At 42.4% G+C, this 23,755-nt stretch carries 22 protein-coding genes; 13 read left to right on the top strand and 9 right to left on the bottom strand.

The window, feature by feature from the left end; genetic code table 11:
• Nucleotides 1-22: 22 nt before the first annotated feature.
• The 3 genes from I595_RS16375 to I595_RS16365 all read right to left on the bottom strand — a co-directional run bounded on the left by I595_RS16375 (nt 23) and on the right by I595_RS16365 (nt 5,192).
• Nucleotides 23-760: a M15 family metallopeptidase gene (locus tag I595_RS16375; protein WP_054560579.1), complete on the bottom strand. Its 738-nt coding sequence runs from the start codon at nt 758-760 to the stop codon at nt 23-25.
• A 77-nt stretch (nt 761-837) separates the two neighbouring features.
• A complete protein-coding gene (locus tag I595_RS16370) occupies nt 838-2,004 on the bottom strand; it encodes a gliding motility-associated C-terminal domain-containing protein (RefSeq protein ID WP_054560533.1) in 1,167 nt (388 codons plus the stop codon).
• The gene (locus tag I595_RS16365; protein ID WP_054560532.1) at nt 2,004-5,192 is read right to left on the bottom strand and encodes a beta strand repeat-containing protein; all 3,189 of its coding nucleotides are present in this window, start codon (nt 5,190-5,192) and stop codon (nt 2,004-2,006) included. The genes I595_RS16370 and I595_RS16365 overlap by 1 nt, the downstream gene beginning before the upstream one ends.
• A gap of 303 nt (nt 5,193-5,495) precedes the next feature.
• Here I595_RS16365 and I595_RS16360 point away from each other — a divergent pair, with 303 nt between their 5' ends.
• The 7 genes from I595_RS16360 (at nt 5,496) to I595_RS16330 (ending at nt 11,530) form a co-directional block, all read left to right on the top strand.
• Nucleotides 5,496-6,239: a hypothetical protein gene (locus I595_RS16360; protein WP_054560531.1), complete on the top strand. Its 744-nt coding sequence runs from the start codon at nt 5,496-5,498 to the stop codon at nt 6,237-6,239.
• Complete coding sequence (locus I595_RS16355) at nt 6,229-7,023, top strand: hypothetical protein (RefSeq protein ID WP_054560530.1); 795 nt, start codon at nt 6,229-6,231, stop codon at nt 7,021-7,023. The genes I595_RS16360 and I595_RS16355 overlap by 11 nt, the downstream gene beginning before the upstream one ends.
• Nucleotides 7,024-7,052: 29 nt before the next feature.
• Entirely contained in the window at nt 7,053-7,553 is a 501-nt protein-coding gene (locus I595_RS16350; protein ID WP_054560529.1) for a DUF6702 family protein, read from the top strand.
• Between the two features lie 59 nt (nt 7,554-7,612).
• Nucleotides 7,613-9,934, top strand: a complete 2,322-nt coding sequence (locus tag I595_RS16345; RefSeq protein WP_054560528.1) for a M1 family metallopeptidase — start codon at nt 7,613-7,615, stop codon at nt 9,932-9,934.
• Between the two features lie 80 nt (nt 9,935-10,014).
• Nucleotides 10,015-10,653 (top strand): hypothetical protein, encoded by a 639-nt coding sequence (locus I595_RS16340; protein ID WP_054560527.1) that lies wholly within the window; start codon nt 10,015-10,017, stop codon nt 10,651-10,653.
• Nucleotides 10,654-10,673: 20 nt separating this feature from the next.
• The gene (locus tag I595_RS16335; protein WP_054560526.1) at nt 10,674-10,952 is read left to right on the top strand and encodes a Sec-independent protein translocase subunit TatA/TatB; all 279 of its coding nucleotides are present in this window, start codon (nt 10,674-10,676) and stop codon (nt 10,950-10,952) included.
• Between the two features lie 2 nt (nt 10,953-10,954).
• Nucleotides 10,955-11,530, top strand: a complete 576-nt coding sequence (locus I595_RS16330; protein WP_054560525.1) for a phosphatase PAP2 family protein — start codon at nt 10,955-10,957, stop codon at nt 11,528-11,530.
• Here the strand turns inward: I595_RS16330 and I595_RS16325 are convergent.
• On the bottom strand, nt 11,507-12,148 hold the full coding sequence (locus I595_RS16325) for an O-methyltransferase (protein ID WP_054560524.1): 642 nt from the start codon (nt 12,146-12,148) through the stop codon (nt 11,507-11,509). The genes I595_RS16330 and I595_RS16325 overlap by 24 nt on opposite strands.
• 46 nt (nt 12,149-12,194) lie before the next feature.
• Between I595_RS16325 and I595_RS16320 the strand changes: the two genes are divergently transcribed.
• The 3 genes from I595_RS16320 to I595_RS16310 all read left to right on the top strand — a co-directional run bounded on the left by I595_RS16320 (nt 12,195) and on the right by I595_RS16310 (nt 15,311).
• Entirely contained in the window at nt 12,195-12,668 is a 474-nt protein-coding gene (locus I595_RS16320; RefSeq protein WP_054560523.1) for a GNAT family N-acetyltransferase, read from the top strand.
• Nucleotides 12,669-12,678: 10 nt separating this feature from the next.
• The gene (gene kynU / locus I595_RS16315) at nt 12,679-13,947 is read left to right on the top strand and encodes a kynureninase (RefSeq protein ID WP_054560522.1); all 1,269 of its coding nucleotides are present in this window, start codon (nt 12,679-12,681) and stop codon (nt 13,945-13,947) included.
• Nucleotides 13,948-14,162: 215 nt separating this feature from the next.
• Nucleotides 14,163-15,311, top strand: a complete 1,149-nt coding sequence (locus I595_RS16310) for an MFS transporter (protein ID WP_054560521.1) — start codon at nt 14,163-14,165, stop codon at nt 15,309-15,311.
• Nucleotides 15,312-15,323: 12 nt separating this feature from the next.
• Here the strand turns inward: I595_RS16310 and I595_RS16305 are convergent, their stop codons facing one another.
• Complete coding sequence (locus I595_RS16305; RefSeq protein ID WP_054560520.1) at nt 15,324-16,517, bottom strand: peptidase associated/transthyretin-like domain-containing protein; 1,194 nt, start codon at nt 16,515-16,517, stop codon at nt 15,324-15,326.
• Between the two features lie 37 nt (nt 16,518-16,554).
• Nucleotides 16,555-17,244 (bottom strand): hypothetical protein, encoded by a 690-nt coding sequence (locus tag I595_RS16300; protein WP_054560519.1) that lies wholly within the window; start codon nt 17,242-17,244, stop codon nt 16,555-16,557.
• Between the two features lie 66 nt (nt 17,245-17,310).
• On the opposite strand from I595_RS16300, the gene I595_RS16295 reads away from it, so the two are divergent.
• Genes I595_RS16295 through I595_RS16285 form a run of 3 tightly spaced genes read left to right on the top strand, consistent with a single transcriptional unit; the run spans nt 17,311 to nt 18,965 of the window.
• Nucleotides 17,311-17,937: an RNA polymerase sigma factor gene (locus tag I595_RS16295; RefSeq protein ID WP_172675971.1), complete on the top strand. Its 627-nt coding sequence runs from the start codon at nt 17,311-17,313 to the stop codon at nt 17,935-17,937.
• A complete protein-coding gene (locus I595_RS16290) occupies nt 17,938-18,135 on the top strand; it encodes a hypothetical protein (protein WP_054560518.1) in 198 nt (65 codons plus the stop codon).
• A gap of 8 nt (nt 18,136-18,143) precedes the next feature.
• Nucleotides 18,144-18,965: a mechanosensitive ion channel family protein gene (locus I595_RS16285; protein ID WP_054560517.1), complete on the top strand. Its 822-nt coding sequence runs from the start codon at nt 18,144-18,146 to the stop codon at nt 18,963-18,965.
• 29 nt (nt 18,966-18,994) lie between these two features.
• On the opposite strand, the gene I595_RS16280 is transcribed toward I595_RS16285, so the two are convergent.
• From I595_RS16280 to I595_RS16270, 3 genes are all read right to left on the bottom strand, one after another.
• Nucleotides 18,995-20,977 (bottom strand): OmpA family protein, encoded by a 1,983-nt coding sequence (locus I595_RS16280; protein ID WP_054560516.1) that lies wholly within the window; start codon nt 20,975-20,977, stop codon nt 18,995-18,997.
• An 11-nt stretch (nt 20,978-20,988) separates the two neighbouring features.
• Nucleotides 20,989-21,897 carry a PorP/SprF family type IX secretion system membrane protein gene (locus tag I595_RS16275; RefSeq protein WP_054560577.1) on the bottom strand — a complete coding sequence of 303 codons (909 nt, stop codon included), beginning with the start codon at nt 21,895-21,897 and terminating at the stop codon, nt 20,989-20,991.
• Nucleotides 21,898-22,080: 183 nt separating this feature from the next.
• Nucleotides 22,081-23,755 (bottom strand): T9SS type B sorting domain-containing protein (locus I595_RS16270; RefSeq protein WP_157449793.1); only part of this gene is annotated, 1,675 nt, incomplete at its 5' end.

Genomic DNA, 23,755 nt, shown 5'->3' with positions numbered 1-23,755 from the left:
GAGGAATATACAAAAAACTACCTTAGAGCAAATCTGGATTGATATCTAAAATGTTATTGTGGATATAATTTTTTAAAAAGCCCGTGGTAAAATGGTCGGAACCTTCAAAAGACTCATTTTTTATCATTTTAAAGATATTCTTGCTCCTAAATTGCTTTAACATGGGTTTGGAAAGTGGGGCGTAACTAAAGTGCCAAGGTTCATATTTAAAACCTTTTCTAAAATAGTTGTCCGTGTATACCAAGTAAAACCCAAATTTTTCCGAGTTGTCATCCAACCACTTTTTAAATGGACCAAATGGGCCATCTTCCGCGAACTTACTGGGCACCAAAACATCCCCGCTAACCTTTGGGTAGCCGTCTATGATGTCTATGTCCGTACCCCAGTGGTGGCGGCTTGTGCCGGGAATGGTAGAGTATTCCACAATTTTGCTGATGGCGTCAATCGGTTTCATGCCATCTTCTTCCGTATAGGAGATGTACTTGCGTTCCCAGATACTTTCTTGGCGGTAAAAATCACGATAACTGGAAATCATCTTGATATCAAAACCTGCACTGTAAGCAGCCTTTTTCATGGCAACAAAGGCATCATGTGCCTCTTTCCGGAGATTGATGCCTTCCCCATATAGTTGAATGGAGGATTTCCCCATTAATTCTACAATGGAATATTCCGTATCGTTGTTGGAAAAGGTGGCCACTGGTGCTGTCGTAAGTGCAACACTGCCCAATCCGGCTTGTTTAATAAAGGTTCTTCTTTGCATGGTGTTATTTTTCTGAGACCTACGCATATCAAACGTATTTCCATTTGATATTCGTATAAAAATACAAAGTTAGGAGGTTACTTCCTGTCTAGGTAAAGAAATCCTTGATAGCTTAAACCCGCTTCAGGTAGTTCAATGATATAATAATAGACCCCCTCTGGCAAACCAAGTTCTCTGCCAATGACCAAATTGTTGATGTTGGATACGCCATTAAACTGGTTGGTATAGTTCATCATTTCAAAAACCTTTTGGCCAAATTTGTTGAAAATCCAAACCTGGTTGTTTCCCGCGTCCTCCAGTTCATCAAATACCAGGGCATCGTTGGTACCATCATTATTTGGGGTGAGGTAATAATTTCCCAGACTAGGGTTGTTTACCGCAAACGTATCCGTGGGTAATGGGGTGGTACCAAAGGTAATGACTTCAAAATCACTGGGAACAAACGTATCTGATATCAAAAAACCGGAGTCCAATGTTCCAGTCAAGTTAGAATTACCAATAACCACCCACTGTTGGTTGCTTTTGGACCAGCCTACCAATATAATATCCTCTAGGTTGTTCGCTAAGATATCCAATTCGCTCCGCAGGTTCCAGCTGATGGTGACCTTTGATGGTCTATCTGCCTCTAGTATCCAAAATTCCCTATCCGATATTTCACCAATGTTGTTGACTTTGTTATCAAGGCTGTAACGCAAATTTAGTGACAGGGGGCTTTCAGGGTTTTCAAATAAATAAGCGCATATGGCCCGTTGGTTGCTTCCCTCAGAATCTAGAATCAGAGGTCTGAGCTGCTCCTCATCCCCAACGGGGAAGGTGAAAAAAGAGGCATCCGTGGTAGCCGCGAAACCGGTTACTTTGGCCATGTCATTTTCGCCATTAAAAAAGGCATTGGGTTCAAAATTTAGATACACGGTTTCATTGTTCAGGTTTGATCTTACATCACCTGATATGAAATTAAAGTTGTTGGTAACGTTTAGCGCATTTTCCAAAACCAACTGGTTGGGGACAAAAAGTTCGGCATCAAAAACCACAGGAACCACAGTACCGCTAAGGGTTAAGGTGTTATCGCCATAAAACCCGATGAGCCCTACATTGCCCTCAAAATTGGCATTATTGATCCAGTCTGTATGGAATCCAATTTGTACATTGTTATGTAGCCCAAGCTTGCCAGCATTATGCAAGGCGGTTTGGGCCAAGGTCAGGGAACTGGTGAAATAGAATAGTATGTACTTAATATGTTTCATTAATTGATTTGATGCCAAGTGGTACCATCGCTCTGTAATTGAAGCGTTGTTCCTGCCGGAATACTAACCGTTGGATTAAAAGGTGCTTGGCTTGGAATGTATTGAACCGATAAAGTCAACGTATTGACGGTCATATTTTTTAACACGTAAATTTGCCCCGCATTAAAACTTGTTGGAATGTTTGATGGTGCAGGAATATTCACATTTGCAGCATTGGTGATAATTACAGTATGGTCACTAATGCCAATTGTAATGGTACCACCTCCAGACTCGGTTCTTATTGGGGTTGAAAATGCACCAGTAACAATTACATTGGTGTCATCCGAATCTTCTGTAATTTTAAGTGCAAGATCTCCACCTACCGAAAAACCAATTTCATCTGCCGCTACTCGAAACATTCCAGTGTCCGCATCATCATCTGTATAAAAGCCATAAGAAGGTTGACCTACCGTGCCGCCAGTAGCCGCAAAACCATTTCTGGCCCGTACTTGACCAGCAACATCTAACTTGTCCTGCGGAGTACCAGGCAGGTTTCCGATTCCAACATTTCCTGATCCATTAAATACTAAATTATTTCCGCTCAGGTCATGGGTTCTAGCTCCGTTAAGAATTAAGTTGTCTGTAGCAAAGTTAGTATTTGCTTGAGCTGCAACTGCGGTTGCCAGTTCCGTATCCGTTGCGAAAGTTGCATCAATATTTGCATTGGTGAGCAGTGCGCCTGTATCCGTTCCCGTGGTAAGAATTTGGTCGGCATCAGCGCTGACGATAGTGGCGGTGCTGGTTTGGTCATCTACCCAGGAGTAGGTTCCGTCCGCGTTGGTCGCGAGTATCTGGCCTGCCGTTGCCGTTGCATCGTCTGGAAGCTCTATTTCGTTGTTGGGGTCAATATCAAGGTCAAGGGCGGCGGAGGCCGCAACTGCGGTGGCCAGTTCCGCATCCGTTGCGAAAGTTGCATCAATATTTGCATTGGTGAGCAGTGCGCCTGTATCCGTTCCCGTTGTAAGAATTTGGTCGGCATCAGCGCTGACTATAGTGGCGGTGCTGGTTTGGTCATCTACCCAGGAGTAGGTTCCGTCCGCGTTGGTCGCGAGTATCTGGCCTGCCGTTGCCGTTGCATCGTCTGGAAGCTCTATTTCGTTGTTGGGGTCAATATCAAGGTCAAGGGCGGCGGAGGCCGCAACTGCGGTGGCCAGTTCCGCATCCGTTGCGAAAGTTGCATCAATATTTGCGTTGGTGAGCAGTGCGCCTGTATCCGTTCCCGTTGTAAGAATTTGGTCGGCATCAGCGCTGACTATAGTGGCGGTACTGGTTTGGTCATCTACCCAGGAGTAGGTTCCGTCCGCGTTGGTCGCGAGTATCTGGCCTGCCGTTGCCGTTGCATCGTCTGGAAGTTCAATCTCATTGTTGGGGTCAATATCAAGGTCAAGGGCGGCGGAGGCCGCAATTGCAATTGCCATCTCGGTATCCAAGGCAAGATCGGAGAGGTCTACGGTTGCACCGGCACCTCCGCCATTACCGGTCAATTCCAAAATATCGCCATTCAAATTACCCGTGGTGATAAAATTGTTGGTATCCGTTCCTCCACCTGCAACGGTTGCCCAAGAATAATTTCCGGTTCCGTCAGTAATCAGAACATCTCCGTTCACAGCGGCTGAATCGTCTGGCAAGCTAAAAATATCCGTATCCAAGGCAAAATTGGAAAGGTCAATGGAGGCAGAGGCTAACCCAGTTCCAGAAAGTTCTAAAGATTCACCTGCTAAGGTTCCTCCGGTAATAAAGTCGTTACCGTCTGCAATGGTAGTAACAGAGAGGTCAAAATTATTCCCTACTTGGTTTATGGTAACAGAATTGTCCGCGGAAGTGATAAGCTGTAGCTCATTGGTGGGGTCTGCATCCAATTCCGTAGTCAGGAAGCTTGTTAAATCTGTATCCAGTGCAAAATCGGAAAGATCAACCACTGCCCCTGCGGCTCCTGGACCTGTTAGCTCTAAAAGTTCCCCATTTAAAGTCCCTCCGGTAATAAAATCGTTACCATCAGCCCCTCCACCAGCAACCAAGCCATCTACATCGGTTTGTAGTTCCTCCAAGGCCAATTGTACGTTACTTCCGGTGATACCTGTAATTGGGGCAATATCCACTTCTGCGGCATCTTGAATCTCGTTTTGGTCATTGGCATCGCCATCTTCCACGTTTAGCGTTATGGTATTGCCGTTATCAATGGTAATATTACCTGGGTTGTTGTTGGTACTTAAATTTTGGGCATCTGTATTTCCCCCACCCGCATTAAGGTTGTCAAGGTCTGCCTGGATATCTTCCAATGCGCTTTGCACGTTGGTGCCCGCGTTTCCTGTAATTGCGGTAATAGCCACCTCCGTGGCATCTTGGATTTCGTTGGTGGCATCCAAATCCCCATCGGCAGAAATGTGGTCGGTGATTTCTTGGGTGTTTTGTGATATCAGGTTTTGTAGCGGGCCTTCATCATAAAAAACCCCATTATTGTCAATCAGTGCGTTATTTGGTTCTGGACTTAGTACTTGATTGGCCGTTATAAAGCCAGCGTCATTGATAAAATCAGAAAGCGTCACTTCCGTATAGTCTATCTGAAAATCCGAAACTGCGTTCTCCTGCAAGTTAATTTGCCCAACGGACAAAGGGGCAAGCTTATCCTGTGTGATGGAGGCAGAAGCCAAGTCTACGCCTTGTAAGGTGTTGTCCGCAATATTTTCACCGGTGATTTCGCCTACCTCAAAATTATAATTGGAACCCTCTTGGGTGATGATAATGGTTTCCCTAAAATTTTCGATGGGCAAATTGGAAAAGGTCTGGCTAATTGCCTCGCCCAAATCAACCCTAAACTCGGTTCCGTCACTATCAACCAAGACTAAGCTATTCTCATCAATGGTGAAATCAATATTCGTAGTGTTTGCACAAAGATTCTGCCAACTGGACCCATCAAAATGAAATACACAACCTTCATCAGTATTAAACACCATTGCACCTTGTAAAGCTGGTAGTGCCTGCATTTGTTCAGCGGTTACCCTGGTAATGACCAAGGAACGCTCCGTACTTTCCAATTCTAACAATGAGCCTGGCGAAATGGTCTGGGGGTTTTCCCCAATTTTAACTTGGGCGTTCAATACTACATTGGTGAAAACGCTAAGGGCCAAAAAATAAAATATATGCTTCATGGGGCGCAACTTAAAAACAGAGTGCTACTGCCTAACAAAAGTAAAATTCTGCTGGTAATGAGCGAATTTTACCCGTTAAATTACAGGCTAGTTACCATAAAACGAGCATAATAGACCATTTATCCGCGCTATATGGTGATATTTGAACCGTGTGGGGAACAGATGGTAACTGTTTTACCCGTAAATTGTGGCTTTGGTGTTGCAGTATTGAAGCAGTACCTTGCTAATATTAACAAAAGTTTACCGCCACATTTTTTTTTTAAAGAATAGGTATATTTTTCTTTATGAAACCAAGTTGTTAAAATGAAAAACCATCTTTTATTCACTCTCTTCTTTCTCACTACTTTTTTTACATCGGCACAAGATGACGGCCGGGTACAGTTACGCGGCCAAGTGCTGTATAGGGGAAATAATGTAGTCAATGAAAACGTAATCAATTCCACCTCAGAAATGGCCACCATCACCAATGAGGACGGTCAGTTTAACATACGTGCCAAGGTAGGGGACCAATTGGTCTTTACGGCGGTGAACTATCAATTGGAAATTATAAAGGTTACCGAAGAGATTTTGGCGAACAAAAGATTGGTGGTAGAGGTAACAGAAAAGGTAACGGCCTTGGACGAGGTGGTGGTAAGCCCAGAGAACCAAGAGAAATTTATTGCCCTCCAGAATGAAGAGTTTAAACGCGTGGAGTACGAGATTGACAGAACCAGTGGGGTGGAAAATATTGCGGAAACCCAGACAGTTCGTGGAATGCGTGACGGAATAAATTTTGTTAATATTTTTAAGGCCATATTCAAGGCCCAAAATCAAGGGGAAGAAGAACGTCCACCCTTGAAAATGAGTGAGGTCTTAAGACAGGTCTATGATGATGAATTTTTTGTGGTAGACCTAAAATTACCTCAGGAAAGCATCAATGCATTCCTTTTTTATTGCGATGAGCATGTAGAATCCAAAGACTTGCTTAAAAAGGAAAACGAATTTCAACTGATTGATTTCCTGGTGACCCAAAGTAAGGCATATCGTGCAACATTGGATGAAGAGTAACCTTTTACTATTGTTTCTTCTTTTTTGCTTTACGGGTGTTGCCCAAGTATTAGGTATTAAAACACTTAAGGGTAAAATCACTGCAGTTGATGGCGATATTACTGGAGTGGTGGTGCAGAACATAAATCTGGACCGTGCAACCATTACGGATTTGGATGGGAAATTTGAGATTGCCGTACGTTTGAATGATACCTTGGTCTTCTCTGCCCTGCAGTTCAAGAAAAAAAGGTTGCCCATTTCCGCAGCACTCATGAACACCTCATTAGTAAGTGTGGTCCTAGAACCTTTTGTGAACCAACTTCGTGAGGTTACCGTAAATCCTTACGGACTTACCGGTCAATTAGGGAAGGATATAGGTCGTATTCCGCTAGGAAAGGATGTGAGTGCGGAGGGTTTGGGGTTGCCAAACGCGGAGGTTAAAATAATTACCCAAAGCCAAAGAAAATTATTTGAAGCCACTTCTGGAATTGGACTGGTTCCACTAAACCCCATATTAAACGCCATTACCGGGAGAACCAAAATGTTAAAGAATAGGGTAAAGATAGAAAGCACCTATGCACGTACCCAAAGGGTGCAAAAGTTCTATGTTGATTCTATCATTGAGGCCGATTTAAAAATACCAAGATCTAAGATTGCGGATTTTATGTACTATTGCGAAGTAGATCCGGAGTTTCAGGCAATGGTGGATACCCAAGACCATCTTAAAATCTGGGATTTCTTGGTGTTGAAAAGTAAATACTATAGAAAAAACAATGGGCTTTTGGATGAGCGAAAAAAGGAATAAGCCCGATACTCTTTTTTAAAATTAGATTGATGAAAAAAATACTATTGCTGCTTGTATTGACCAAGTTCTTGGTCTCCTTTGTGCCCCACAAGTTCTATGTAAGTGTGACCAACATAAACTATGCGGAAAAAAGTAGTTCTTTCCAAATCACCACAAGGATTTTTATTGATGATATGGAGTCTTTGTTATTGGAGCGTTATGGAATAAAGGCTAAGCTTGCCACGGACCAAGAATTGGCATTGGCCAATGACTATATAGAAAAATATTTCAGGTCAAAATTTACCGTAAAAATTAATGGGGATTACCAGAAATACACCTTTTTGGGTAAGAAATATGATACTGATGTCGTCATCTGTTATTTGGAAATTGAAAGCGTGGATAAGGACACTTTGGATTCCATTGAAGTCCAAAATGAGATTTTGACCGATTTGTTTGAGGAACAAAAAAATTTGGTTCACATTAAAGTCAGCGGCACAAAGAAAAGTTTTGTGTTGATCAAAGAGAATAATAAAGGAATGTTAAACTTATGAATGACATTTAAGAATTTGTTCAAAAGCAGTATTTTCCGATTGTAAAAATAGAATACGAAATGAAGAAATTAAAGTATTGTTTTTCAGCTATGTTGTTTGTTCTTGCAGGTATGCTATCCGCACAAGAGGCAGAAGCTGAAAAGGAGCGTGCACCAGGGCATGTAAACCAAAGTAAGTTTAAGCAATTGTATGAAGAGTTTTCTACGCCAAACTCTTACAGGTCTGCTTCTGGGGCCCCTGGGCCAGCGTACTACCAACAACAGGCAGATTATAAAATGGACATTACCTTGGACGACAAAAATGCACGTCTTTACGGGGAGGAAACAATCACTTACACCAACAATTCACCCGACGATTTGGAATTCCTTTGGGTTCAATTGGATCAAAACGTTCGGGCAAAGGATTCCAAATCCCCACTCAGGAATGGAAATGGAGTCAATTTTGCCTACACGGCCGGTAATTTTGCGCAAACCTATGTCACAGAACCTTTTGATGGCGGTTTTAATATAGAGTGGGTAAAGGATGCATCCGGAAAGCCACTTTCGTACACGATCAACCAAACGATGATGCGCATTAACATACCGCAAGCCTTAAAAAGTGGGACATCAACATCCTTCTCCATTAAGTGGTGGTACAACATTCCGGACCATACGGTCAATAGGGCAAGATCGGGGTATGAATTTTTTCCAAAAGATGGTAACCGTGCGTATGTGATAGCGCAATTCTTTCCCAGAATGGCAGTTTACTCGGATGTGGAAGGATGGCAAAACCATCAATTTTGGGGTAGCGGTGAGTTTGCGCTGCCTTTTGGCAATTATGAAGTAAATATTACCGTTCCCGCAGACCATGTTGTAGACGCCACGGGAGTTTTGCAAAATAGAAAGGACGTGTTCACCAAGGAAATGATGAAGCGTTACAACCAGGCCAAAAAGTCTTATGACAAACCGGTATTGATAGTCACCCAAGAAGAGGCAGAGGCTAGGGAAAAAAGCTTTGCAGAGAATACCCAGACCTGGCAATTTAAAACAGAGCCTGGAAGAATGGTGCGTGATTTTGGTTTTGCGACCTCCAGAAAGTTTATTTGGGACATGCAGGCCGTTAAGGTAGGCGGAAGGGATGTTATGGCCGTTTCTATGTATCCCAAGGAAGGTAACCCACTTTGGGAAGAGCAGTCTACCAAAGCCGTGGTGCAGACCTTAAAGACTTACTCTAAATTTACGTTTGATTATCCCTATCATAAAGCCATTTCCGTACACGCCAAAAACCAAGGAATGGAGTATCCCATGATTTGTTGGAACTATGGTAGGCCCAATGAAGACGGAACCTACTCGGATAGAACAAAATATGGAATGATCAGTGTGATTATCCATGAAGTGGGCCATAATTTTTTCCCCATGATCGTAAATTCTGATGAGCGCCAGTGGGGCTGGATGGACGAAGGTTTGGATACATTTATGCAATATATTACGGAGCAGGAATTTGGCGAAGCATTTCCAGATGTCATCGCACCCAATGACAAGTATCCGTCCAGGCGCGGGGAACCTTCCAAAATAGTTCCTTATATGGCTGGTGACCAAAACTATTTGTCGCCCATCATGTCAAATCCAGAAAACGTGTATCAATTAGGTCCTAACGCCTATGGAAAACCTGCAACAGCACTAAACATTCTTCGTGAAACGGTTATGGGCAAAGAACTTTTTGACCATGCCTTCAAAACATATGCGCAACGTTGGAAATTTAAGCACCCTACTCCTGAAGATTTTTTTAGGACCATGGAAGATGCCTCTGCGGTAGATTTGGATTGGTTTTGGAGGGGTTGGTTCTACACGACGGATTATGTGGATATCGGCGTTAAAGAGGTGAAGAAATACTATGTAACCAGCAAGCCCACCCAGCAAATGAAGGAGTATATGGCGGCTAGGAACCTTACTGAGGCAGATTTACCTCCTTTAGTGTACTTGGCAGAAGAGGGCAGTGAGGATTTTTCCGAGGAATTAAAAGGAAAGGCACCTTCCGAAACTAGCACCAATTTAAAAGAGTTTATGATGGATAACATGACGGCCGAAGAGCGTGCCAAGGTAAAGGAACCCAAGTATTTTTATGAGCTTACCTTTGATAAGCCAGGCGGCATCCCAATGCCTTTAATTGTGGAGTATACCTATGCAGACGGCTCAAAGGAAAACGTGACCTACCCTCCAGAGATTTGGAGAAAGAATGACGCTGAGGTAAAGCGCGTGATTTCTTCCCAGAAAGAGTTGGTGGGCGTTGTGGTGGATCCCAAGTTGGAGACAGCAGATATTGATACCACCAACAATTCATGGCCTAAAAAAGAAGAGAAATCAGATTTTGATTCATTCAAAGAAGGCGTCAAAGGCAAATAAAAAGCAAATTAGCCAAATATGGAGCCCTAGCGTTTTACGTTGGGGCTCGTTTGGTTTAAAACGGTATCTTTAATAAAGAAATGAAAAGGAAACACTCCATTTTTTTACTTTTTTATGTTTTTGCCACAGTGTTGTCCTGTGCGGATGATGGATGGTCTGGTTGGGATGATTGTAATTGCACCGGAGAAGTGGTAACAATCAGTTTTAACGATCTGGAGTTGCAAGCCTTGGAGCAGATAGAAACTGCGGTGCAACCAAGCCCTATCGTAGATACGATTGCCAAACAGGATTTGCTACTGAGGTTGCACTTGCCTTATCAACAAACGGAATCCGTTGCCAAAGCCAGCACAAACATAAGTGGACTGGGTTTTTCATCTGCTTACGCTTGTAGTTGCGTTTTTTATGCCAACATTGCCAATAAGATAATAGATATCCAAGTGTTTCAGCAAATAGCCGGTTCGGAGGACTATCAGGACGTAACATCGGCCTTTGGCTTGGTAGATTTCAGGGATTTTAATGCTAACTTGCTAACTGTTGAAGAAGCCTTAGAGGCAACACGCTTGCTAGAGGAAAATCTTAGCTTTATCAATACGTATGAATTTAAAATAAGTTCTGATAATGCCATTTTAAATACAACTAATTTTAGGATTGTCGTAACCTTTGAAGACCAAACCACCATGGTACGGCAAACTTCTGAGATTAACTTTCTTGAATCCTGATCAAATCTTATCTTTGTACTATGCATGTTTTATTTATTAGTGGCGCAGAAATATTCTTTATCATGTTTATTGTGGTAATGGTCTTTGGTGCCGATAAAATTCCCGGTATTGCCAAAGGCTTGGGAAAGGGCATGCGCCAACTTAGGGACGCTACGGACGATATCAAGAGGGAAATCCAGAAAAGTGCGGATAAACAGGGAATTGATACCGATTTTACCAAGGATATCAAAAAAGAGATTGATGGGGTAAAGAAAAATGTGGAGGATGTCACCGGTGCCATAAAGCGAAGCACCAAATAATCATGTTGGAATCCTTGCTCAAATGGGATCGGGATACCTTTGTTTATTTAAATACCCTTGGCGTAGAGGAATATGATCGTTTTTGGATCGTCATCACCACCATTAATTCTTGGATACCACTTTTTATAACCTTCTTTTTCTTTATTTTTTATAAAACCAAAAATAACATAGCTATAAGACAGACCGCGTGTCTCTTGGGATTGGTACTATTTATCATTACGCTTACCAACCTTACCAAGAACGCAGTGGCCAGGTTAAGACCAAATAACGAAGGTGAAATAGGAGCTTTAATACGAATATTAAAGAGCCCAACGGATTACAGTTTCTTCTCTGGCCATGCAGCGAGTTCTTTTGCGATTACCTTACTTTGGTATTTGTTTGTCAGAAAAAAAATAAAATGGGCGGTTGTCTTCTTTGTTTGGCCTATGCTGTTTAGCCTAAGTAGAATTTTTGTAGGGGTACATTACCCCTTGGATATCATTGCGGGGTCTCTTATCGGTTGTGGCTCGGCACTGCTTTTTTATCTACTGTACAACCAATTTTTAGCCAAGTCATTAAAGTACTCTACTAAGGGTTAAGCCATCCCTTATGGGCAATAAAACGGTTTCTACCCTAGGGTCGCTCTGTAATTTTTGATTGTACCTTAACAGTGCCTGTGTTGTTTTGTCCGTGGAATCCACTTGCTCCACTACTTTGCCGGACCACAGTACATTGTCCGATAAAATAACACTTCCAGGCCTTGTTTTTTTTATGCAGGCCTCAAAGTAGGCGTCATAGTTTTTCTTTTCTGCATCAATAAAAATAAGGTCAAAAACAACATCCATGTTTGGAATCAAGTCCAAGGCATCGCCAATATAGGGTTGTATGTGATTTTCAAACCCACTTTTTATAAAATATTTCTGTTGAATGGCGCACAACTCTTCATTTACCTCAATGGTATACAAGCGACCATCCTGGGACAAGCCTTCTGCCAAACAAATGGCGGAATAACCGGTATAGGTTCCAATTTCAAGGATGTTTTTTGGCCGAACAATCTTGGAAAGGATGCTTAAAAACCTTCCTTGAAAATGTCCGCTGATCATACGAGGTTGAATTACTTTTAGGTGGGTCTCACGCCTTAGCTGCCGTAAAACCTTGGGCTCCGCTTCCGAGTTGGACTCAATGTAATTCTCAAGTACTTCTGATAAAAAATGCACGCGCCAATTTTCACAAAAATAGCTAAATATGCCTTAATTTAGAGAAATGGAAAACCTTGTGATCAGGGATGCGCAACCTGCTGATTTAGAAATACTTTTAGGGTTTGAACAGGAGTTAATTAAGGCAGAAAGACCCTTTGATTCCACAATTGCAACAGATCCCGTTAGTTATTATGATATTGCGGCTTATATAGATGATGCACAGGTTAAGGTCCTTGTGGCAGAGTTAAACAACGTAGTGGTGAGTTCTGGTTATGCCATGAAAAAACAGGCCAGGTCTTATTTAAATCACGCGTACTACGGTTACTTGGGCTTTATGTTTACCGTTCCAGAGTACAGGGGAAAGGGAATTAATGGCCTAGTCTTAGATAAACTCATAGGTTGGTGCAGATTATGTGGTTTGAACGAGATACGGTTAACGGTTTATGAGGATAACCTACCTGCCCTAAAGGCATATAGCAAGTCCGGATTTAAAAAGCATATTTGTGAGATGCGCTTAACTTCTGATACCCACCAATAAATCATACCCTATGCAATTTAAAAATACCTTGGCTTTTGCCCAATCATTAGATGCCCAAGATGAATTGAGGGAGTATAGAAACCGTTTTCATTATCCTAAAGTAAATGGAAAAGAGGTCATCTATTTTACCGGTAATTCCCTTGGACTTCAGCCTAAAAACGTTAGTGGTTTTGTTGATGAGGTTATGAAGGACTGGGCAGAGTTGGCTGTTGAAGGGCATTTTTATGCCAAAAAACCTTGGTGGGATTACCATGAACGTTTGGCAGCACCGTTGGCAAAGGTCGTGGGTGCAAAGACCAAAGAAGTAACGGTAATGAATACCCTAACCGTGAACCTTCACCTGATGATGGTTAGTTTTTATAGACCTACCGAAAAAAGATACAAGATTATTTGCGAAGAAAAGGCCTTTCCCTCGGACCAATATATGTTCCAAAGTCAACTGCGGTTTCATGGATTGGACCCAAATGACGCTATTGTTGAAGTTAAAAAACGAGAAGGGGAGCATTATTGGCGCACGGAAGATGTTGTCAAGACCATAGATGAGGTAGGTGATGAGCTTGCCCTGGTTCTTATGGGCGGCGTAAATTACTATAATGGTCAGGTTTTTGATATGCAGGCAATTACCGCGGCCGGCAAGCGAAACGGAGCTATGGTTGGTTGGGATTTGGCGCATGCCGTTGGGAATATAGCGCTTCATTTGCATGATTGGAACGTGGATTTTGCGGCTTGGTGCAGTTATAAATACATGAACAGTGGCCCAGGAAATGCATCGGGCGTTTATATCAATGAAAAGTATTTGGATAGAAAGGATATCCAAAGGTTTGAGGGTTGGTGGGGAACAAAAAAGGATACCCGGTTTTTAATGAAACCAGAATTTGAACCCATGGAGAATGCGGATGCTTGGCAATTAAGCAACGCCCCAATCCTTTCTGTGGCCCCATATTTGGCCTCCTTACAATTATTTGAGGAGGTGGGGATGAAAAAACTGATTAAAAAACAAAAGTTGTTAACCTCTTATTTGGAGTTTGTGCTTACAGAAGTGGACAAACAGGTGGCCAGTAGTTTTGAGATCATTACCCCAAAGGAACGGGGCTGTCAACTTTCTGTGTTTTTGCACGGGGAAGGTCGTGCCATTTTTGACTATTTAATGAAAAATGGGGTAATTACTGATTGGAGGGAACCCAATGTAATTCGGTTGGCTCCTGCACCGTTTTACTGCTCTTTTGAGGATATGTTTTGGTTTGGCGAAGTTTTAAAAGAAGGAATCCTTGCTAAATAATGGGGCTTAAAAGGTAGACCCCAAAAAACGTGGTCCGTAAGAATTATGAAAACCCAACCCTACTAAAAATGTTCATACAATTTAACCCTACAGCTGCTACGGAAATTTTCTGAATCCTTGCACAACCTTTGGAGAAGGTAAGGATAAGAGAAACGTTTTTGGAACATATAAACTCCCAAGGTAACATAGCATCGGGAATTTTAGTGATTTGATTCATGACAGCATTACGCTTAATACTCACCAATAGCAAGTATTTTGGACCTTCATGGGTGTTTGCCAGCCTTAACATCTTATTTGGTACCTGGGCCATTTATATCCCAAAAGTTAAGGAGAGCCTGGCCATTGATAATTCCCAGCTGGGTTTTGCCATTTTCTTTTTGTCCCTTGGGGTATTTACCGTATTTCCTTTTTCTTCAGGAATCATAAACAAATTGGGAGTAGGTAGGGCTACGTTTTACGGAGTATTCCTAAGTTGTGCGGCGGCTATGTTACCGTTATTGGCGCCTACTTATGTTGGCTTAATGTTTGCCCTATTCCTTTTTGGGGCTTGCAATGGCTTCACGGATATTGCGATGAACACCCTGGTTACCGAGGTAGAAAAAAAAGACGGGGTTAAGATAATGTCCGCATCCCATGGATTTTTTAGTTTGGGAGGGGTGCTTGCAGGGGTAGGGAGCTTTTTGATTGGGCCCATTGGTAATCCCACAGTACATATGGGTCTTGCGGTGGTTTTGGTAGCGGTGGTCAACCTTGTGTTCTATAAAAAGTATATACAGGTATCCGCTACCTTGGTGCCAAATAATGAATTTGGACTTAAGGTATTTAAACCATTATTGTTATTGGGGTTAATATCTTTTGTGGCCATGGGCAGTGAAGGGGCTATTGTGGACTGGAGCGGTCTGTATTTAAAGGAGGTAAGCGCGGCACCGGAAACACTTTGGGGAGCAGGATTTTTAGGTTTTCAGCTCATGATGACCATAGGGCGCTTTCTGGGCGATGCGGTGAGTGAGTCCCTTGGCTCAGTTAAAATCCTGGCAGTAGGCGCCATTTTTGTATTAACGGGCTATAGTTTGGTCTTTACGGAACATACCTATTTGGCCATATTGGGTTTTGCGCTGGGCGGACTTGGTTTTTCCGTAATGATACCTGAAGTCTTTAGAATAGGAGGAAATGTAAAAGGTGTGGATTCGTCTAAGGGTATCGCTTTTATTGCAGGTACGGGCTACGCCGGGTTTTTGTGCGCACCTCCAATTTTAGGGTTTTTGGCAGAGACCTCTTCCTTAAAGACCAGCTTTTTTGCGCTTTTTTGCTGTGCTTTGCTCATTGTGGCCATTACCATGGTCTTGAAAAAACAGTCCAAATGAATGATAATGTCCTTATTTTAAATTTGTTCTTCCCTTAAATTGTGTGTTGCCCGTTCCTTGCGTGGTGATGAAGTTTTCCATTTCCTTGGTAAGCAATAGTTGATTTTGTGATTCCCAAAAGTCTTTATTATACACCGCTTTTAGTTTAAATAGGTCCTTTTGTTCATTTACGTTGCTTTTTACGTCAAAGTCGGCAAAGGGATTGGTGGTATGCAGGATAATTTCTATTTGAAACTCCGTTGGTTCCTTTTGCCCTTTTCTTTTGGAACATACCTTGGACACTTGTTTGGCATAATTCATATAATAGCGGTCATATACCCTATCTTTTTTAAAATACGTAGCACTTTTCAATAGTACCGTTCTGTGATACTCAGGCTGTTGTAGAACGGTTTTTGGAATCTTGATGTTGTGGGTAACAGTAAAGGAAAGAATGGCATTGTCCGAAGCATTGATGATATAATGTCCAGAGGTATTGCTGGGGCCATCCATATTTCCCGAGGCAAAATCTACCCGTATCTCCTTAGTATCCGCTAATGGTTTTTCCACGACTTCAAAATCTGGTCCCATGGCATTGATCCTCACAAATTCGCTAAATATGCTATAGAAAGATGGGAAAATGAAATAAACGTCGTTGGCATCTTTATTAATGCCCACTTGTCTCATTTGTAGGAGCTCCACCGCATAGTCCTTCTTTTCAAAGTTTAAATCACCCGTATAAATCAAGGTTTTTCTTTTTAGGTTTCCTTGCATATCCTGTAATCTAACTATGGTGTCATTGCGTCTGAGCAAAGCCCTGATAAAAAAGGTCTCCACATGTGGTAAAAAATGGTAATTTTCTGTTAGGGAGTCCCGTATCCGCTCCAATATGCTCTTTGCATTGGTCACCACCACTTCTTCCAGGTTAACGATACTTCTTTTTAGGTAAACCGTATCCCTTAGTTCCCCTACAGTGGTCCTTAGTTTTTGGTAGCCTGGTGCATAAAAGAAAATAGAGTCCAATTGGGTTACAAACGCAAATTGCCCATCTGCATTGGTCATGCTGTGGTCTTTTTCATTGTAGACGGATACAAATTCCACCGGCTCTTGGTCACCTTCTGCGAGCACAACACCTAAACGTGATTGCTGGGCAACGCCCATGGCCACAGTAATCAGGGCCGCTGGAAATACTATTCCTATTATTTTATACCGAATGTTGAATTTATACATTTAAATGTAAGCTAGGGTAAAGTCATCATCATGGCAATTATTCTACCTGAATTTGGGTAAAGTAAAGTTTAAAATCCTCCCCATTTCTCTTATGCATCGTTGCCAATTGCAATCCATTAAAATTTTGATAGTCTTCCCAGCTGGTGATCATGTTGGGTTCTGCTTGGTTCCCTTTTCTAAATACCCATTCCCTGATCAAGAAATCTTTGCCAAAGTAAAAGTCATAAGCATCCCCAGGGGTATATCCGCCTTCATTGCCGTAGACAATCGTTAGTTTTTGAAGCCTTTCCTTGCTCATTGGCGCCTCCTCGGAAACGGAATGTTCAAAAGTAAAGTTGTTCGCATCCCACATAAGGTTAAAGGGCGCTAGCAGCCAATACCGGTCGTTTATAAAACCACCGTTGGTTTTTAGGGCAATACTATCCATATTTTTACGGTTGTAACGTAAGGTGTCCGTACCAGAAATCCGGGCAACATCATTGGTTTTCGGATGCCATATCCAACCGCGTTCAAAATGGGAATCCGGTCTGTCCACATTAAAGGTAAATGCTATTTTCTTTACCGAAGACCAGGCATCAAAACCGTGTGCCAACGCCACTTTTTCTAAAATGGTGCTCAGCTCTTTCCCAAATTTCCCATTATCCGTGGAGGATGTCACTTTTTTGTTATCCGTTTTACAAGAAATGAAGAACATCAGAACAAGTAAGGCAACTATACTTTTTTTCATATTTGAAGTTTTACCAAAGATAATTTGATTTAGCCTATATTGGGAGTTCTAAACGAATCCAAAAAAGTGACTTTTTTAAAACGACTGTTTCTCATACTCATTAACCAACAAAAAAAGTCATTGGGGTCTACCGATTCGTTGCATCAACTTACAGATGAAGAGCTTGTGTCAAAAATTGTGGCCAACAATGACTCCATGTTGTTTGGGGTGCTCTATGATCGGTACTCTAGGATGGTGTACAATAAGTGTTATGGTTTTGCAAGGTCTCAGGACGAAGCAGAGGATCTTACCCAGGACGTGTTTTTAATGTTGTTCGTAAAACTGGCGTCTTTCAAGGGCAAATCAAAATTTTCCACTTGGTTGTACTCCTTCACGTATAATTTTTGTGTGAACTACGTCAATAGGAACAAACAACGTAAAATGAGCGATAAGTCGGTTTCCATGGATACTACCGAGTATAGGTTGACCGAAGAGGTGCCAGATGAGCAGATTTATGAGCTGAAGGCCACAAAGCTTGCCAAGGCCTTAAAAATCATGGATCCGGATGAAAAATCACTGCTATTGCTCAAGTACCAGGATGGGGCTTCCATCAAGGAGCTTTGTGAGCTATATGAAGTAGGGGAGAGCGCCATGAAAATGAGACTTAAAAGGGCCAAGGCCAAATTATTGGAAATCTATAAGGAGAAGAAATAGATGACAGAAGAATATAACAATCCGTTCCAGCAATTAAATCGGAACCTTAAAGAGGTTCCGCCGGATATGAGACAAAAGGTCATGAATGATGTTGCCATTGCCAAGCTTATTTTGGATATGGCAGTGTTGATCACGGCAAACTATGGCTCCATCTTATCAGGAATGTTACGCACCCAAAAACCAAACCAACAAAAATAAATTTTACAATGAAAAAGTATCAAAAAGTACTGTCCGATAGTTTAAGCGATATGTTAACCAATGTGGTGGAACTATTGCCACAATTGATCATAGGTATTCTAGGTCTTATTGTTGCCTGGATTTTGTTGAAAATTATTTTATTCGTAGCCAAACGAATCTTAAAGGCAGCAAAGATTGACCAGCTCTCAAAAAAAATTACCGAAGCCAAGTTATTTGGTGAAAAAGAAGTTAAGGTAAACCTCTTAAAGATAATTTTGGTCTCCCTTAAAATCTTACTAGTGCTGTTTTTTACCATTGTTATTGCTGAGGTCATAGGGTTGTCCGCTATTTCGCAGGGCATCATATCCATTTTGGCCTATTTGCCCACCTTGTTAAGTGCTTTGTTTATATTGGTCGGGGGCATCTATTTGGCCACGGTGGTAAAAAAAGCCTTGCTGAACCTTTTTAATACCATGGGTGTTGGAGGATCAAAAATTATTAGTGGCACTGTATTTTATCTCATTACTTTTTTTATTGCCATCACCGCTTTAAACCAGGCTGGGATTGATACGGAAATCATCACCAGTAATTTTACCATGATATTGGGGGCCTTTCTTTTTGCCATAGCCCTTGGCTTTGGTCTAGGTTCTAGGGAGGTGTTCTCAGATGTGTTAAAAATGTTCTATACCAGAAAGACTTTTATGGTGGGTGATTCCATTGTTATGGGAGATTTGGAGGGAACCATCGTTGCCATTGATAACATTTCAATGACCATAAAGAACAAAAAGGGCAAAACCATTGTACCGATCAATGAAATCGTTTCCAACCGGGTGCAGATAAAAGAGGAATAACTGGTTTTTCCTTTACTGAGCTGCGAGGTTTACTTGCTTACCGCCGGATTGATGCGAAGGTTGGAGAGCTGTACCATCGGAAATTCCGTTCTTCTATTTAGTTCCAATTCCTCTGGGGTACAATCTTCATCGCTGGTACACCCGTTCACTGGTTTTCGTTTTCCAAAGCCCTTGTAATGGGTAATACGATATTTGGGTATTCCTTTTTTAATCAAGTATTCATAAGTAGACTTTGCCCTTCGTTCAGACAGTTCGTCATTATACTCATGGGAACCAAGGGGATCCGTATGGGACTCTAATTTTATGATCATTTCCGGATAGGTTTCCAGTAGTAGTTTGGCCACCTTATCCAATTCAATAGCCGCATCAGGCCTTATATTATGCTTGTCAAAATCAAAATATATTTTATTTAAACCTGCTAAGACCTTTACATCCATCACGGGCTCCAAGACTATATTTTGTGTGATGGATTTGGTTTTTCTCTTAGTTCTGTAGGTATCAAAATAAACAGTTTGTCTAGGATGCGTTTTTCTGAATGCTTCTATCCGATAGCTGTTTTTTCTGTCTATGGGCAATTGGTAGTATCCATTTTTATCAGAGTAGGTGGTTTCCACTAGTGCTCCCGTTGTTTGGTTGAACAAAGAAATTTTAACACTGTCCAGCGTTTGTAGGTTGATGCCATCCGTGACAACCCCCTCTACCCTTAGGGCGGGAATCAACCTAAATTTGTAAATGTCATCACTTCCTAGTCCACCATTTCTGTTGGAACTTACATAGCCATCAATGCCGTTTTCTAGGGCAAAGTAGGCAAAATCATCCTTTTCACTATTGAGCGGAGTTCCTAGGTTTACCACTTCTTTTATGGTCCCGGTAGAATCTGCCACGGTCGCAAAAACATCAAGCTGTCCAAACCCCAAATGCCCGTCCGATGAAAAAAATAGCTGGCCCTCGTTATTGACAAATGGAAAAAGTTCATTCCCCGCCGTGTTAACCACTGGTCCCGCGTTAATGGGAAGACCCACACCACCACGTTCATGGATTTTACAGTAATAAATATCGGTACCACCATAACCTCCAGGCCTATCGGAAGCAAAATAGAATAAAGTTCTTTCTGAGTTAACGGAGGTATGTCCAGAGGAGTAATGGTCAGAATTCATTCGTAGGCTGCGCGTTACTTTCCATTCCCCGTTTATTTTTTCCCCTTTAAATATCTTAAGGTTGCTAAGTTTTGTAATGGTGTCTCCCTTTTTTACCGTATAAAAATTTTCTTTTTTTTCAAAGTAATTGTTTCTAGTGAAATAAAGGATGGTATCATTCTTATAATCCGTGGAAAAGACAAGGGAGCTCTCGTGGAATTTTGAGTTCACCTCACCCCTAAAACGTTTGGGTTTGGCCAAGGTGTTATTTTCCTGTACGTAGAAGATGTCTAACCACCCCTCATTGTTCCAATCATAGGTTTTTGTGGCCACACCGTCCTTCCTGCTAGAACTAAAGTAGAGCTTGCCATCAAACACAAAGGAACCAAATTCGCTAAATGCAGTGTTAAACGGCACCGGTTCCAATTCATAACGCTCCCTGCTGTTAAATACTATGGATGCTAGGTTTCCGTCTTTTAAAAACTGTTTTAAACGGGGATCGTTCCTATGGTATTTTTTATACTTTTTTAGCCAGGTTTCCGCCATTTCCCGTTGTCCGGCGCTTTTAAGAGCCATGGCATACTTAAAATAATAATTGGTTGGCGTATCCTCCTCATTGATAAATTGTTCAAAATAGGGGATGGATTTTTCAAAGTCCCTTAACAGGAGATAGCACTCTGCCAATCGTTTGCTGGCGTGTGGCACATTGTAATTGTTCTTAATGAGTGTTTCATACTCAGGTATGGCCTTGGCATAGGCAAAATTGTTGAACAATTTGTCCGCTGTAGCCTGAATGTTAGATTGTGCAATGCCCAAAAAGCTATACAGCACAATGGCCAACATGCTAAAAATCTTAAAACTGCCAATTTTTCCCATTTTAGTGATATTTAGAAATATCTAGGCGACTTGTAGAGTTCTGTTTTCTTTTTGGCCTTTGGTTCAAAAATGAGAATAACCTCATGTGTGCCACCGGTATAGGGTCTAAACTGCCCTGTTGGCAGGTCATAGGCATAACCAATGCGGATATCTTTGGTTACCTGATAATCCAAAAATCCGCCAAAGTTGTCTGCATCATTAAATCTATAAGAAGCACCAAGCCAGAATTTCTCATAAAACAAGAAGCTGGCAGTGGCATCATAGGAAGCAGGTGCACCATTGGTAATCTTGGTTATGACGGAAGGTCGAAATTTAACGTCCAATGAAAGATCCAATACCAAACCTGCAATGCCATAGTAACTAATGCGTTCAAGAGCTTCAAACTCATTTTCGTTAACGTCTGCATTGACTATTCTCGGAGATGAAAAACCAACATACCACCGGTTGGTACTTAGATATACCCCAGCGCCAAAATTTGGACTCCAATTGTTAAAGTCACCGTTGAAAAAAGGATCGTTGATATCAGGATTTCGCAATCTATAATTGGTTGCCCCCCCTTTAAGGCCGAATGATAATTTTGCCTCATATGAAATAGGAACGGTATAAGAAAAATCTGCGTAAATATAATCTGTGGATTCATCGCCCAGTTGATCGGAAATATAGGATAATCCAATACCTATTTTTTCATTTCGCAAGGGTGAATGGAAGGAAAAAGTACTTGTCACGGGGTTACCGTCAATACCGGCCCACTGGTTTCTGTGTAGGGCGGTAAGGTTAATGGTTTCCCTACTTCCCGCGTACGCAGGATTTACGGATATGGTATTGAACATGTATTGGGTAAATTGTGGTAGCTGCTGTGCTCCTGTGAAAAGGGTGCTCAGTAAGGCAAAAAGCACCACAAGCTTCTGGGTGACCTTCATAACATCTTCGGTTAAGTTTCGATTTTTATAGCGCATGTTCATTTGGGGTGAACTTGCAACTACAAAGAAACTTACTCTCCTTTGGCTTTTATAAATAAGACGTTTAACCACTCAATTTATCGTTCTACTATTTAACTATCGACGAGGTGTCATTTTTTTTCGGCTAGGGAAACTGGTTGGGGGCTATCTTGCCCCCGTTCCCAGGTAAATATATCCGTTCAACGGAGCCTCTGCACCATCGTTAACAGTGATGATATAGTAATAAGTCCCTGCCGGTAAGAGACCTGCGCTACCAATTTTATTGTCCGGTGCAACACCGCCCCAGTCATTTTGGTAGTCATTTGCCTCAAAAACCTTGTCGCCCCAACGGTTAAATATCATGACATCATATTTAAAATCGCAATTCTCCAATCCCCTGATTTCAAAAAGATCATTAATGCCATCCCCGTTAACGGTCACCGTTTTGGACACTTCAATGTCCGCCGGGTCACATGGCAGGCAGTCATTGTTCACGGTTATGATGAAATCTGCCAGGTATTTACAAGTGCCCTCCGTAGAGGCGTACATCACCCTGTATTCCCTAAGCTCCAGACCCTCTGGAGAAAAGGTGCTTCCGTTGAGAAAAGTAGCATCCAGTTCCTCAGTCTCAAAGGTGCCATTGGTGTCAAAAGAGGCGGGTAAAGAATTTAGAAGGTCAATAGGATCATCTGCAATACAGACATCAATAAAGATTTCTTCCAGTCTTGGCTGCAGTACAAAGATGGTCTGGGTAAAGGTTGCCGTGTTTCCACAGGTGTCAGATACCTCCCAAGTTCGCTCTATCATAAAGTCGTCCGTACCGTTTAAGGTTACCACCTCTTCTGTAAATACTACCTGCGGTTCGCTGCACCCACCAATATCACCCAATTCTGGCACTGGCGGAACATCTTCGCCACAGATGATGGTGATATCCTCAAAATTGGGGTCCATAAACCTATTGTCCATAGGGTCGAGGTAGTCCGGTGTACCATCGCCATCGGTATCATCGTTGGTGGGATCGCCGTCGCCGTCCATGTCCTCGTCAGGGGTGTCAATGCCGTCTCCGTCATCGTCAAAATCCCTATAGTTCACATCTTCGGTACCATCGGTATCGGGCAGGTCGTTGGCGGGATCGTCTATCTCGTCATTGGGGTCAAAGCCATCGTTGACATCGCTGCCCTCGTACCCGTCATCAAGTCCGTCTCCGTCCGTATCACTTCCGGTAAAGGTCCAATCCGGGATGCCATCAAAGTTAAAGTCGTTCCCTTCGTTGTTGTCGGGTACGGTATCATTGTCTGAGTCCAGGTCGTTAAAGTCGGCCGTTCCGTCCCCATCGGTATCCACGGGGTCCACCCCTTGGTCACCCGAGCCCTCATAGGCATCATCAAGCCCGTCATTATCGGAGTCGTTTCCGGTTGGCGGAACGTATCCGTCGGTTGGCTGTCCTTCCACGTTGTCCGGGATGCCATCATTGTCACTGTCAATATCAATGCTGTCCGGGAATCCGTCACCGTCCGTATCCACGGTTCTATCGCCCTCTGCGGTATCCAAGATGCCATCGTTGTCATCATCAATATCGGTCACATCAGGGATGCCGTCGCCATCGGTGTCAAACTCATTGTCGATAATGGTCACCTCCCCGGTATCGTCCAATATACTGATTACGGTGGTGGAAAGGTTGGAGAGCACTATGCTAAATTGTTCTGTGCTTTCCAGGAGAACATCGTCAATGATTGGAATGGTAATCTGCTGCGTTTCCCCATCATTTCCAAGGAAGGTGAGCATGCCGGAATCCGCGGTGTAATCTTCGGGTGCAACCGCTGTGCCGTCGGTAGTTAAA

Origin of the sequence: Croceitalea dokdonensis DOKDO 023 (assembly GCF_001306415.1) — a bacterium.
GTDB lineage: Bacteria > Bacteroidota > Bacteroidia > Flavobacteriales > Flavobacteriaceae > Croceitalea > Croceitalea dokdonensis.
This window is presented reverse-complemented; position numbering and strand designations above follow the sequence as displayed.